Annotated in this window: 13 protein-coding genes; 12 read left to right on the top strand and 1 reads right to left on the bottom strand. The window is 65.0% G+C overall.

The window, feature by feature from the left end; all coding sequences use genetic code 11:
• The first annotated feature begins 89 nt into the window (after window positions 1-89).
• The 9 genes from nosZ (at window position 90) to F464_RS0121935 (ending at window position 9,111) form a co-directional block, all read left to right on the top strand.
• Window positions 90-2,039: a TAT-dependent nitrous-oxide reductase gene (gene nosZ, locus F464_RS0121895; RefSeq protein WP_018992000.1), complete on the top strand. Its 1,950-nt coding sequence runs from the start codon at window positions 90-92 to the stop codon at window positions 2,037-2,039.
• Window positions 2,040-2,251: 212 nt separating this feature from the next.
• Window positions 2,252-4,447 (top strand): NosR/NirI family protein, encoded by a 2,196-nt coding sequence (locus F464_RS0121900; RefSeq protein ID WP_018992001.1) that lies wholly within the window; start codon window positions 2,252-2,254, stop codon window positions 4,445-4,447.
• 18 nt (window positions 4,448-4,465) lie between these two features.
• Window positions 4,466-4,900: a hypothetical protein gene (locus F464_RS0121905; RefSeq protein WP_018992002.1), complete on the top strand. Its 435-nt coding sequence runs from the start codon at window positions 4,466-4,468 to the stop codon at window positions 4,898-4,900.
• 3 nt (window positions 4,901-4,903) lie between these two features.
• A complete protein-coding gene (locus tag F464_RS0121910) occupies window positions 4,904-6,202 on the top strand; it encodes a nitrous oxide reductase family maturation protein NosD (RefSeq protein WP_018992003.1) in 1,299 nt (432 codons plus the stop codon).
• Window positions 6,174-7,115 (top strand): ABC transporter ATP-binding protein, encoded by a 942-nt coding sequence (locus tag F464_RS0121915; protein WP_026296221.1) that lies wholly within the window; start codon window positions 6,174-6,176, stop codon window positions 7,113-7,115. The genes F464_RS0121910 and F464_RS0121915 overlap by 29 nt, the downstream gene beginning before the upstream one ends.
• Window positions 7,116-7,127: 12 nt before the next feature.
• Window positions 7,128-7,943 (top strand): ABC transporter permease, encoded by an 816-nt coding sequence (locus F464_RS0121920; RefSeq protein ID WP_018992005.1) that lies wholly within the window; start codon window positions 7,128-7,130, stop codon window positions 7,941-7,943.
• Window positions 7,940-8,476, top strand: coding sequence for a nitrous oxide reductase accessory protein NosL (locus F464_RS0121925; protein WP_018992006.1), 537 nt, complete (start codon window positions 7,940-7,942; stop codon window positions 8,474-8,476). The genes F464_RS0121920 and F464_RS0121925 overlap by 4 nt, the downstream gene beginning before the upstream one ends.
• Before the next feature lie 9 nt (window positions 8,477-8,485).
• Window positions 8,486-8,758, top strand: coding sequence for a hypothetical protein (locus F464_RS0121930; RefSeq protein ID WP_018992007.1), 273 nt, complete (start codon window positions 8,486-8,488; stop codon window positions 8,756-8,758).
• Window positions 8,755-9,111: a toxin-antitoxin system TumE family protein gene (locus tag F464_RS0121935; RefSeq protein ID WP_018992008.1), complete on the top strand. Its 357-nt coding sequence runs from the start codon at window positions 8,755-8,757 to the stop codon at window positions 9,109-9,111. Before F464_RS0121930 ends, F464_RS0121935 begins: the two co-directional genes overlap by 4 nt.
• A 55-nt stretch (window positions 9,112-9,166) precedes the next feature.
• Here the strand turns inward: F464_RS0121935 and F464_RS0121940 are convergent, their stop codons facing one another.
• Window positions 9,167-9,613: a c-type cytochrome gene (locus F464_RS0121940; protein WP_018992009.1), complete on the bottom strand. Its 447-nt coding sequence runs from the start codon at window positions 9,611-9,613 to the stop codon at window positions 9,167-9,169.
• Between the two features lie 274 nt (window positions 9,614-9,887).
• Between F464_RS0121940 and F464_RS0121945 the strand changes: the two genes are divergently transcribed.
• From F464_RS0121945 to F464_RS0121955, 3 genes are all read left to right on the top strand, one after another.
• Window positions 9,888-10,373 carry a rubrerythrin family protein gene (locus F464_RS0121945; protein WP_018992010.1) on the top strand — a complete coding sequence of 162 codons (486 nt, stop codon included), beginning with the start codon at window positions 9,888-9,890 and terminating at the stop codon, window positions 10,371-10,373.
• Between the two features lie 42 nt (window positions 10,374-10,415).
• Window positions 10,416-10,580, top strand: coding sequence for a rubredoxin (locus F464_RS0121950; RefSeq protein ID WP_018992011.1), 165 nt, complete (start codon window positions 10,416-10,418; stop codon window positions 10,578-10,580).
• A gap of 157 nt (window positions 10,581-10,737) precedes the next feature.
• Entirely contained in the window at window positions 10,738-11,910 is a 1,173-nt protein-coding gene (locus tag F464_RS0121955) for an NAD(P)/FAD-dependent oxidoreductase (RefSeq protein WP_018992012.1), read from the top strand.
• The last annotated feature ends 68 nt before the right edge of the window (window positions 11,911-11,978 follow it).

Consider the following 11,978-nt stretch of genomic DNA (forward strand, 5'->3'; position numbering starts at 1 on the left):
ACGCAGCATGGGCGTGCCGTCACCCCGGCCCGCCCGCACCGGCAGAACACAGGCAAAACCCTCGACGCTTGAACAACGGAGCCCATCACATGTCCCAGGACCATAACAAGGATCAAAAGCTCGACGGCCAGCCCGACCCGAGCCGCCGCAAGTTTCTCAATACCGCCGCCTTCGCCGGTCTCGCCGGCGCCGGCCTGTCGGTCGGCCTTTCGGCCTGCAAGCAGGAGCAGGCACCCGCGCCCGCCGCTGCCCCCGCAGCCCATCCCGCAGCCGAGGCGGCTGAAGTCGGCAAATATGAAGTCGCCCCCGGCCAGCTCGATACCTACTACTCGTTCTCGAGCGGCGGTCACTCCGGCAACGTGCGCATCTACGGCCTGCCGTCGGGCCGCGAACTGAAGGCCATCCCGGTCTTCAACACCGATTGCCTGGTCGGCTGGGGCATCACGAACGAATCGAAGGCGATCCTCGGCACCAAGCCGGACGGCAGCCTGAAGTACACGACCGGCGACACCCACCACGTGCATCCCTCGTACAAGGATGGCACGTACGACGGCAAGTACCTGTTCGTGAACGACAAGATCCACGGCCGCATCGCCCGCGTTCGCCTCGACACGATGGAGTGCGACAAGATCACCGAGCTGCCCAACATGCAGGGCTATCACGGCACCTTCCCGGACAAGCGCGACCCGGTCGATCCGGCCATCAACTACACGACGCGCGTCTTCTGCGGCGCCGAGTTCTCGATCCCCCTGCCGAACAACGGCAGCAACATGGACAAGGTGGATCAGTACCGCTCGCTCTTCACGTGCGTGGATTCGGAATCGATGCAGGTGCGCTGGCAGGTGCTGATCGACGGCAACTGCGACCTCGTGGCCACCTCCTACGACGGCAAGATCGCCGCCACCAATCAGTACAACACGGAGATGGGCGTCCATTATCCCGAGACGATGGCGGCGGAACGCGATGCGTGCCTGTTCTTCAACGTCGCCCGGATCGAGGAGGCCGTCAAGGCCGGCAAGGTCACGTACATCGGTGACTCCAAGATCCCGGTCGTCGACGGGCGCCTGGCGTCGAACGCCGACCCCAAGACCGCGCTCACCTGCTACGTTCCCATCCCAAAGAACCCGCACGGCGTGAACATCAGCCCGGACGGCAAGTACTACGCCTGCTCGGGCAAACTGTCGCCCACGGCATCCGTGATCGCCCACGAACTGGTGCTGAAGTGGTTCGACGGTGACCTCAAGGAGCCGCGCGACGCCGTCGTCGCCGAACCGGAAATCGGCCTCGGCCCCCTGCACACCGGCTTCGACAACAAGGGCAACGCCTACACGACGCTGTTCCTCGACAGCCAGATCGTGAAGTGGAACGTGGAGGCCGCGATCAAGGCCTACCAGGGCGACAAGAACGTCACCGTCGTCGTGGACCGCATCGACGTGCATTACCAGCCCGGCCACGGCTTCACCTCCATGGGTGAAACGAAGGAAGCGGACGGCAAGTTCTTCATCTCCGACAACAAGTTCTCCAAGGACCGCTTCCTGCCGGTCGGCCCGCTGCACGCCGAAACCGCGCAGATGATCGACATCAGCGGCGACAAGATGAAGCTGGTTGCCGACCACTCGGTGCTGTCCGAACCGCACGACTCCATCGTGATCCGCCGCGACATCATCAAGACGCGCCAGATCTACAACATGGACGAGTTCCCGAATGCCGTGAAGGACTTCAAGGACAGCGGCGTCTTCCGCGACGGCAAGAAGGTCACGATCAAGCTGACCAGCCAGGCGCCGGCTTACAGCCTGGGCGAGTTCAAGGTGAAGAAGGGCGACGAGGTCACGATCATCCTCACCAACCACGACAAGGTGGAGGACCTGACGCACGGCTTCGCGATCCCGAAGTACGACATCAACTTCATCGTGAATCCGCAGGAAACCAAGTCCGTCACGTTCAAGGCCGACAAGCCGGGCGTCTACTGGTGCTACTGCACGCACTTCTGCCACGCGCTGCACCTGGAGATGCGCAGCCGCCTGATGGTCGAGGCCTGAGCCTCCGCTACGACTGCGCCGGAGCGACACCGCTTTCGGCGCGGTAATCCTGCTCCTGCAAAGGGGTAACGATGGGTGACTCTCGAGGGGCCGTGCGCCCCTCCTTTTTTTCGCGCGGCGAAGACGATGAATTTGTACCAATTGATCGGAAACAATTACGTCCCGAGATCCTGTTTCTAGACTGCACCCAGTCCCGCCGATCGGAAAGTGTCATGAATTATTTGGCTGCACTCCGCAATACCCTGCTGTCCGTCGTGCTTTCATCGACCGCAGCGCTCGCTTTGGCCAACACCTACGAAGCGAAGTTGCCGGACGAGATCAACACCGCCCCCGAACTGTGCAAGTACGCGCCCTGCACCGAGGTCCTGCCCGGTGCGACGTCCTTCTCGGAACGTAAGGGTCAGCCCCCCTACGTGGAAGCTTATGCGGAGGAAGGCGGCAAGAAGAAGCTCGTCGGCTACGTCATGCTATCGACCGACATCACCGACACCCCAGCCTACTCGGGCAAGCCCGTGATCACCCTGATCGGCATGGACACCGGGGGACGCTTCGTCGGCGTCAAGATCCTCAAGCACTCCGAGCCGATCCTGCTGCTGGGCATCCCCGAATCGTCGCTGGTCCGCTTCAACCAGCAGTACCTCAACAAGTTCGTCGGCGACAACATCGAGATCGGCCAATCCCGTCCCGAAGAGAACATCATCGGACTCGACGCGATCTCGGGTGCGACCGTCACCGTCATCGCGCAGAACCAGGTCATGATGACCTCGGGCACCTCGGTCGCGCGCCAGGTCGGCATCCTCAAGCCGACCATCCGCGAACAGGCGAAGTTCGTCGACAGCGGCATCAAACCCGACTGGGCGAGCCTCGTGAAGGAAGGCGCCGTCAAGCGCATCGTCGTGACACCCGAGCAGGTCGGCCTCCCGCGCGGAGGCGAACCGTTCATCGACCTGTGGTTCGGCTACCTCAACCAACCCGACATCGGCCGCGCCGTCCTCGGCGACGGCCCGTACAACAGCCTGATGTCCGGCCTCAAGGAAGGCGAACACGCACTCTTCGTGATCCGCAGCGGCGGCGCCCAGTCGTTCAAGGGGTCGGGCTTCGTGCGCGGCGGCATCTACGACCGGGTGCAGGTCCGCCAGGGCGCCGACTCCTTCACCTTCCGCGACACCGACGCCTTCAACCTCTACGGCGTCGCCGCGCCCGGAGCGCCCGCGTTCAACGAGTCGGCGATCTTCATCGTCCGCTCCAAGGCCTTCTCGGCAGCGTATCCGTGGAAGTTCGTGTTCCTCGGCAACCGCGTCGATCGCGCGACCGGTGCACGCAGCTTCGCCAACTTCGACACCGAATACTGGCTGCCCGCACAGTACCTGCAGGGCGGCCGCCCTGAAGTCGTCAAGCCCGACGCTCCTTGGGTGCGCGTATGGAAGACCCGGGCAGTCGAGATCGCCCTGTTTGCCGCGCTCCTGATCGCCGTGGCCACCGTCTACGCGTTCCGCGACAAACTCACGCGCCGCGCAACGCACAAGAACAAGTGGCCTGTGAATGTGTTCAAGTACGGTGCCTGGATCATCAGCATCGGGTTCGTCGGCTTCGGCATGCTCGCGCAGCCCTCGATCACGCAGGTGCTCACCTGGTTCCACGCCCTGCTGTTCCAGTGGACATGGGAGTTGTTCCTGTCCGACCCCTTCATCTTCCTGTTCTGGATCTTCATCATCGTCACGGTGTTCGTCTGGGGCCGGGGACTCTTCTGCGGCTGGCTGTGCCCCTTCGGCTCGCTGTCGGAACTGCTGTACAAGGTCGGCGGCGCCGTGGGCCTCAAGCGCTTCCAGTTCCAGTTGCCGCGCAGATGGCACAACCGTCTGAAATGGGTGAAGTACGGCGTTTTCTTCGGCCTGCTGGCAGTGTCCTTCTTCTCGATGGGGCTGGCCGAGAAGCTCGCCGAGGTCGAACCCTTCAAGACGACTTTCCTCGTCGGCCTGTTCAATCGCAGCTGGCCCTACACGCTCTTTGCCGCAGGTCTGCTGGGCCTGTCGATCTTCACCGAACGGCCGTTCTGCAAGTACCTGTGCCCGCTCGGCGCGTCGCTGGCGATGCCTTCGACCTTCCGCTGGTTCGGCTTGAAGCGCAAGCAGGAATGCAGCAGCTGCAAGGCCTGCGCGGTCGGCTGCGGTTCGCAGGCGATCGACGAGAATGGCCGCATCGATCACCGCGAATGCCTGCACTGCCTCGACTGCATGGTGCTCTACACTGACGACCACGCCTGCCCGCCGCTCGCGCAGGAACGCAAGCGCCGCACCAAGGCCGGCCTGGCGCTGACGCCCATCGGCGCCGACGGCTACTTCATCCCGATCCAGCCCGTGCCTGCCCGCGCCGACGCGGCGGCCATGAAGAACTCCATCAAGAACTGAATTCCGGAGCCGTCTGCAATGGTCAATCCGAAAATGCCGACCGATCCCGCCGAGCCGCCCTACGCCTCAACGGATAGCGTCCTGCACCTGTTCGCTGCCGAAGTGTGGGACCACCTGTGGCCGTGGAGCCACCACGGCTTTCAGCGCCAACGCGCCCTGCACGCCGCCAGTATTGCGCTGGCACTGGCGGCAAGCGTCGTGTGGGTGCTCGCCGCAATGGGCCAGATGCAGGCCGGTGCGTTGATCGGCTGGTGGTTCGGCTGGAGCGTGTTCGAGGTCGTCGTGCGCCTCGGCTCCAAACCCTATGTCAAGGACGGCCCATGGTGGGGGCGGCGCTATCGCGTAGCGAACACGATGGACATGGTCTGTTACGTCGGCTTCAAGAACCTGCTGATCGGCGCCACACTGTTCATCGTATTGAAATCCAGCGGATTCCTGATCGTTCAGGGCTGATCGATGGTTCGCATGACGACATCGCTCGCGAGGACACTGCGCCATGCCTGCATCGGAGCGTTCGCGCTACTGTGCGGCACGCCGCTATGGGCCGCGATGCTCGCGGTCTCCCCGGGCGAGTCGATCCAGGCAGCGATCGAGCGCGCCGCCCCCGGCGATGTCGTCGAGGTCGCGCGCGGCCACTACACCGAAAACCTGCTGATCGCCAAACCGCTCACGCTACGGGGCATCCAGCGCCCGACCGTCAGCGGCGGCCAGAAGGGCGATACGATTCGCGTCACCTCGCCCGACGTCGTGATCGACGGTCTGATCGTGCGCGACTCGGGCGACGATCTGGGCGCACAGAACGCGGGGATCTACCTCCGTCCCGGCTCCGACCGCGCCGTCGTGCGCAACTGCGACCTGACCTACAACCTGTTCGGACTGTGGATCGAAAAGGTCAAGGATGTCCGCATCGAAGGCAACGTCATCACCGGCAAACGCGACTATCGCTCCGCCAGCCGCGGCAATGGCATCCAGCTCTACAACACCACCGGCGCACAGATCGTGGGCAACCGGATCAGCTTCGTGCGCGACGCGATCTACGTCGACGTCTCGCACCATGCCGTGTTCCGCGGCAACCGCCTGCACCACAGCCGCTACGGCACGCACTATATGAACTCCTACTACAACCTGTGGGAGGACAACGACGTCTACATGAACCGCGGCGGCCTCGCCTTGATGGAAGTGCGCGACCAAACGGTCAGGAACAATCGCGCGTGGGCCAATTCCGACCATGGCATCATGCTGCGCACGATCCAGGACTCGGTCGTCGAGAACAACGTCGTCGCCGGCAACAACCGCGGTTTCTTCGTCTACGACGCCGAGTACAACACGCTGCGCGGCAACCTCGTCGTCGACAACGTCGTCGGCGTGCACCTGTGGGCGGGCTCGAAGAACAATGTCGTCGAGACCAACGATTTCGTCAGCAACCGCGAGCAGGTGCGCTACGTCGGCGCCAAGGACGAGTTGTGGGGAATCAAGGACGGCAATCACTGGAGCAATTACCTTGGCTGGGACCGCGACGGCGACGGTCACGGCGATGTGCCCTACGAGGCCAATGACCTCGTCGACCGCCTGTCGTGGCAGCACCCGATGATGAAACTGCTGCTTGGGAGCCCCGCAGTGCAGACGCTGCGCCTCGTGGGCCAGCAGTTCCCGCTGCTGCGCGCACCGAGCGTGGTCGACCCGAAGCCGCGCATGCTGCCCAAGAACAACAACTGGAGAGAATGGCTTGGCAGGTACTTCCCCGGCTCCCGCTGAAACGGGAGCGTCCGTAATCGCCGTGCACGGTGCCACCAAGCATTACGGTGTCGTCCGTGCCGTCGACGGTGTCGACCTCGAGGTCGCGCCAGGCGAACTGTTCGGCCTGATCGGGCACAACGGCGCCGGCAAGAGCACCCTGTTCAAGATGATGCTGGGCCTGATCCCGGCCACCGCCGGCGACATCCGCATCGACGGCTCGCCCGTCACCGGCAGCGGCTTCCGCGCAGTGCGCCGCAAGATCGGCTACCTGCCCGAGAACGTCGTCCTGTACGACAACCTCACCGGCTTCGAGACGCTCGAATTCTTCGCCCGCCTGAAGGGCGTCGCCGCAAGCGAGTGCGGCCCCGCGCTCGAACGCGTCGGCCTCACCCACGCCGCGCGCCGCCGCGTGCGCGAATACTCCAAGGGCATGCGCCAGCGCCTCGGCTTCGCGCAGGCGCTGCTCGGGAAACCGCGCATCCTGTTCCTCGACGAACCCACCACCGGCCTCGATCCGGAGGCGATCCGCGAGTTCTACATGATCCTGCGCGGCCTCAAGGCCGACGGCGTGACGATGATCCTCACTTCACACATCCTCGCCGAGATCCAGGAGCGCGTAGACCGCCTCGCGGTCATGGCCGCCGGCAAGCTGCAGGCGGTGGGCACCGTGCAGGGCCTGCGCGAACAGATGGACCTGCCGCTGTGGTTCCACGTGCGCCTCGCGCACGACGATTTCGACCACGTCCGCACCGTACTGGGCGGCCTGCCGGTCATGGCCGTCGAAGCGCGCGAGGACCACGTCGCAGTCGAATGCCGGCGCGAATCCAAGATGCTCGTGATGCAGGCGCTCGCCTCGCTCGGCGACAAGGTGCTCGACCTGCACGTGCACGAACCCTCGCTCGAAGACGTGTTCTTCGGCTTCTCCGACTGAGGCGCGACGCACATGGAAATCCGTCAGATCGCCACCCTCGCCGGCAAGGAATTCTGGGACCGCATCCGCAACCGCTGGGTGCTCGCGGTCGCGCTCGTGTTCACCGTCTTCGCGCTCGTCATCGCCTACTTCGGCGGCGCGCAGCAGGGCACCGTGGGCTTCCGCTCGATCGAGTTCACGATCGCCAGCCTCGTCTCGCTCGTGATCTACCTCGTCCCGCTGATCGCGCTGGTGCTCGGCTTCGACGCCATCGTCGGAGAGCGCGAACGCGGCTCGCTCGACCTACTGCTGTCGATGCCGATCACGCGCTTCGAGCTGCTGCTCGGCAAGTACCTCGGCCTCGCCGGCGCGCTTGCCTTCTCGACCATCGCCGGCTTCGGCCTCGTCGCCGTCGTGCTCGCGTCGCAGCTGACCCTCACCGCACTCTTCCACTTCTTCGGCTTCATGCTGAGCTCGGTGCTGCTGGGCCTGGCCTTCCTCAGCCTCGCAGTGATGGTCTCGACCTTCGCTGCGGACCGCACCCGCGCGTCGGGCATGGCAATCGCGCTGTGGTTCTTCTTCGTGCTGGTGTTCGACCTGCTGCTGCTCGGCGCGCTGGTCGTCACCGGCGGCAAGTACGGTGGTGAAATCTTCCCCTACCTGCTGCTCCTGAATCCCGCCGACGTTTTCCGCATCCTCAACATCTTCACCCTCGACGACGTCCGCACGCTGTACGGACTCGCGACCGTATTCCCCCGCGCGCTGGCCGAACCCTGGCTACTCGGCCTCGTGATGGCCGCGTGGATCGCAGCGCCCCTGGGCGTTGCCGCATGGAGATTCCGCAAATGATTTTTCCCATCCTGCCCTTCCGAACGCCCCTGCTCGCCGCCCTCGCAGCCGGCCTCCTCGCCGCCTGCAGCCCCGGCGGCGGCGACGGCGGCAAGAAGCTCGCCGCGGTCGAGATCGACCAGAGCACCGCCTGCTCGCTCGACGGCATGCTGCTCTCCGACTACCCCGGTCCGAAGGCACAGATCTTCTACGCCGACCGCCCGGAGCCCGAGTTCTTCTGCGACACGGTCGAAATGTTCAGCATCTACCTGAAGCCCGAGCAGGTGCGTCCGGTGAAGGCGCTCTTCGTGCAGGACATGGGCAAGGCGGACTGGGACCAGCCGCGCGGCGCATGGATCGACGCGAAGACCGCCTGGTACGTGCTCGGCAGCTCGCGCCACGGCTCGATGGGGCCGACGATAGGCTCCTTCGCGCAGCAGGCGGATGCCGAGAAATTCGCCCAGGCACACGGCGGCAAGGCCCTCGCCTTCGACTCCATCACCCCCGACATGGCCGTGTTGGACGGCGGAGCCCTCCACGACAGCAAGATGTGAGCGACGATCATGGCTAGTTTCTACGACGACTTCGAGTTCGACGACGCGCAACAGCTCGAACAACTGTCACGGCTGATTTTCGAGCTGCGCGAGAACCGGGACGCGATCCTCAAGGCCAGCGGCGCAGCCGACGAGATCGAGCTGCTGGAGCGGATCTACAACGGCGCGATCCCGGAGCACCCTTCGTACGAGCACTATCTCAGTGCCCGCATCCTGGCCGATACGCGCGAAACCGTGCGCGCGATGATGGCCGAATGCCTTAGCGAGGCCCGACGGACATGAGCCTGCACATCGAACTCGCCGATCATGTCGACCGCAACTTCGGCGAGCACCTACCGCGTCCGATCGAACACAAGCAGGACGCACTCATCGTCCACCTCGACAACGGCGTGACGCTGACGGTGCGCTATGCGGCCAATGACGCCTACTCGCTGAGGTGGACCTGCGGAGACCTGGAACTCGGCATCGACACGGCGCCGCTGCACCGCGAACTGGCGACCTTCCCCAACCACCTGCACGACGGCAACGGGCAAGCCCGGCCCGACCCCTTGACCCGGCCCGAGCTCGCGCCGGCCGAGAACATTTCCCTCCTGATTCACGCCCTCCTCGCCGACCCGAGCCTCGGGCTCGGCTGAGCGGACCAGGCGGACGCATGGGGGCCGCCGGTCCCCGCCACTCACGCCGCCGGCTTCACTCCGATTTCGAAACCATGAAATCGACGGCAGCCTTGACCTCATCGTCCTTCAGCGCCGGACTGCCGCCGCGCGGCGGCATCATGCCTTTCTGCCCCGTGAAGCCTTCCAGCGCGTGCTTGTACAGCACATCCTTGCCCTGCCCGATCCTCGGCCCCCAATCGGCCTTGTCGCCGGGCTTCGGAGCGCCACCCACGCCTGCCGCATGGCAGAGCACGCACACCTTGTTGTAGGTGCTGCTCCCCGACGCGTTGCCACCCGCGGCAGCAACGGCAGCGGACGGTGCTGCATTCGCCGGAGCCTCGGTCGCCGGCGCGGCCGGGGCGGGACTTGTCGCCGGTGCGGGCGGGGCCGCCGGGGCCGCCGGGGCCGGAGTTTCGTTCCGGCCACAGGCCGACAGCAGGACAGTCAGAGCGACGGCGCTCAGGGTAAATGCCTTGATCATCAGCTATCTCCTCGTCAATGAATACGGAATCCCATTCCCCGATCGGGACCTGCATCGCGGGAAGCTCATGCCTCGTTGACGTCATCGGGCGCACAAACATTTCTGCAAATACAAATCCTTGCATTTCCTCGGGTTCGGAACGAAGGGAGTCTCCACGAAACCTCCACTGAATAGCTCCTACCTATTCATTAAATAATAACGTTCAATTTTTACAATCAACAGCCGGCGCGTAGCATTCACTCATCGCAACATCAACGACGCAAGGAGAGAAACGATGGCCAGCCCCTTCCACAACCCCGAGTCGCTCACGATCAAGAACCTCGAATCCGCCTTCGCCGGCGAATCGATGGCGCACATCAAGTACCGCTACTTCGCCAAGCTTTGCCGCGAGATGGGCGACGAGGAAACCGCGAAGGCCTTCGAGGCGACCGCCGACCAGGAAGTGATGCACGCCTTCGGCCACCTCGACCTGCTCTTCCCCAGGGAAAGGATGACCCCGGCGCGTGCGCTGCAGTTCGCGATCGAAGGGGAAACCTACGAATACACCGAGATGTACCCGAACTTCCGCCATGTCGCCGTTGCCGAAGGCAACGAGGCTGCCGTGCAGGAGATCGACGAACAGATCGCCGAATCGAAGGAACATGCGGAACAGTTCAGGGCCGTGCTCGAAAAGGCCGCCAAGCGCTTCGCCGCGCTGGCCAAGGTCGAAGAACGCCACGCCAACCACTACCAACAGGTGCTTGACCGGATTTCCGCCTGAACCGTCCGCCCCCGACAACCCCTACGCAGAGGAACGAAGATCATGAAAACCTATCAGTGCATCGTTTGCGGGTTCATCTACGATGAAGCAGCCGGCCTCCCCGAAGAAGGCATCGCCCCCGGCACGCGCTGGGACGACATCCCCGCCGACTGGGCCTGTCCCGACTGCGGCGTCGCCAAGGCCGACTTCGAGATGGTCGCCATCTGACCCGGCCAGGGACCGCAGCTGCGGTCTCTGCTCGCCGCCCCCCTAAGCCTGCCCCGCCCCGATCCACCCCCGACCCCAATGTCGTACGGGGTGGAGGCAGGCCCCCTCCCGCCGTCGGCGCTCCCGAACAATCAAAATCAAGGATGAGATCGCTTTCATGACCCAGCCCATCGTCATCGCCGGCAGCGGCCTTGCCGGATACAACCTCGCGCGCGAATTCCGCAAGCTCGACCGCGACGCCCCGCTGATGATCCTGAGCCGTGACGCGGCCGGCTTCTATTCCAAGCCCATGCTGTCGAACGCGCTGTCGGGCAACCGGACGGCGCAGAGCCTCGTCATGAAATCCGCCGACAAGATGGCGGGCGAAGTACTGGCGACGATCCGTCCGCAGGTCGAGATCGCGTCCATCGACCCGGCAAACCGCATCGCGGTGCTGACGAGCGGAGAACGCATCGCCTACCGCGACCTGGTCCTCGCCATCGGCGCAGACCCGATCCGCCTGCCCATCGCCGGCGACGGCGCGTCCGACATCCTCTCCGTGAACGATCTCGACGATTTCGCCCGCTTCGCCGCGCAGCTCGACGGCGCGAAGCGCGTCGTCGTCCTCGGCGGTGGCCTGATCGGCTGCGAATTCGCCAACGACATGCTCGCCCGCGGCATTGCCCCGACCGTCATCGATATCGCCGCATGGCCGCTCGGCCGCCTGTTACCCGAAGCCGCGGCGTCGTGGTTCCGCCAGCAGCTGGAAGCGGCCGGGGTCACGTTCCGCATGAAGGTCTCCGCCACCTCCGTCGAGCGCGACGGCAACGCCTGGCGCGTCACGCTCGACGACGGCAGCATCCTCGACGCCGACCTCGTGCTCTCGGCGGTCGGCCTGCGCCCGCGCACCGTGCTCGCCGGCGCTGCCGGCCTGAGCGTGAATCGCGGCATCCGCGTCGACCGCCAGCTCGCCACATCCGACGCGCACATCCACGCCATCGGCGACTGCGCCGAAGTCGAAGGCCTGGTGCTACCCTTCGTGATGCCCATCATGCACCAGGCGCGCGCACTCGCCGCGACGCTGGCCGGCAAGCCGACGCCGGTCGCCTACCCTGCGATGCCCGTCGTCGTGAAGACCCCCGCATGCCCGACCGTCGTCTGCCCCCCGGCCGCGAATGCCGAAGGTCGCTGGCACATCCTGCCCGCGCCGGACGGCGAAGGGAGCCTCGGGGGAGGCATCGAGGCGCAGTTCCTCGCAGCCGACGGCACCCTGCTCGGCTTCGCCCTGCTCGGCGCCGCAACCGCCCGCAAACAGGCGCTCACGACACAGGCTCCCGCCACGCTCGCCTGACACGGCGGGCGCGCTCCCCCGCCCCGGAGCGTCCGTGCTTCGGGTTACAATCTTTCTCTTTGCTGCAC

This window comes from Aromatoleum toluclasticum ATCC 700605, from assembly GCF_000378245.1.
Lineage (GTDB): Bacteria > Pseudomonadota > Gammaproteobacteria > Burkholderiales > Rhodocyclaceae > Aromatoleum > Aromatoleum toluclasticum.

Excerpts from the sequence above, each read along its gene's own strand:
- nosZ (WP_018992000.1), top strand. The coding sequence starts at position 90 with ATGTCCCAGGACCATAACAAGGATCAAAAGCTCGACGGCCAGCCCGAC.
- F464_RS0121900 (WP_018992001.1), top strand. The coding sequence starts at position 2,252 with ATGAATTATTTGGCTGCACTCCGCAATACCCTGCTGTCCGTCGTGCTT.
- F464_RS0121905 (WP_018992002.1), top strand. The coding sequence starts at position 4,466 with ATGGTCAATCCGAAAATGCCGACCGATCCCGCCGAGCCGCCCTACGCC.
- F464_RS0121910 (WP_018992003.1), top strand. The coding sequence starts at position 4,904 with ATGGTTCGCATGACGACATCGCTCGCGAGGACACTGCGCCATGCCTGC.
- F464_RS0121920 (WP_018992005.1), top strand. The coding sequence starts at position 7,128 with ATGGAAATCCGTCAGATCGCCACCCTCGCCGGCAAGGAATTCTGGGAC.
- F464_RS0121925 (WP_018992006.1), top strand. The coding sequence starts at position 7,940 with ATGATTTTTCCCATCCTGCCCTTCCGAACGCCCCTGCTCGCCGCCCTC.
- F464_RS0121930 (WP_018992007.1), top strand. The coding sequence starts at position 8,486 with ATGGCTAGTTTCTACGACGACTTCGAGTTCGACGACGCGCAACAGCTC.
- F464_RS0121935 (WP_018992008.1), top strand. The coding sequence starts at position 8,755 with ATGAGCCTGCACATCGAACTCGCCGATCATGTCGACCGCAACTTCGGC.
- F464_RS0121940 (WP_018992009.1), bottom strand. The coding sequence starts at position 9,613 with ATGATCAAGGCATTTACCCTGAGCGCCGTCGCTCTGACTGTCCTGCTG.
- F464_RS0121945 (WP_018992010.1), top strand. The coding sequence starts at position 9,888 with ATGGCCAGCCCCTTCCACAACCCCGAGTCGCTCACGATCAAGAACCTC.
- F464_RS0121950 (WP_018992011.1), top strand. The coding sequence starts at position 10,416 with ATGAAAACCTATCAGTGCATCGTTTGCGGGTTCATCTACGATGAAGCA.
- F464_RS0121955 (WP_018992012.1), top strand. The coding sequence starts at position 10,738 with ATGACCCAGCCCATCGTCATCGCCGGCAGCGGCCTTGCCGGATACAAC.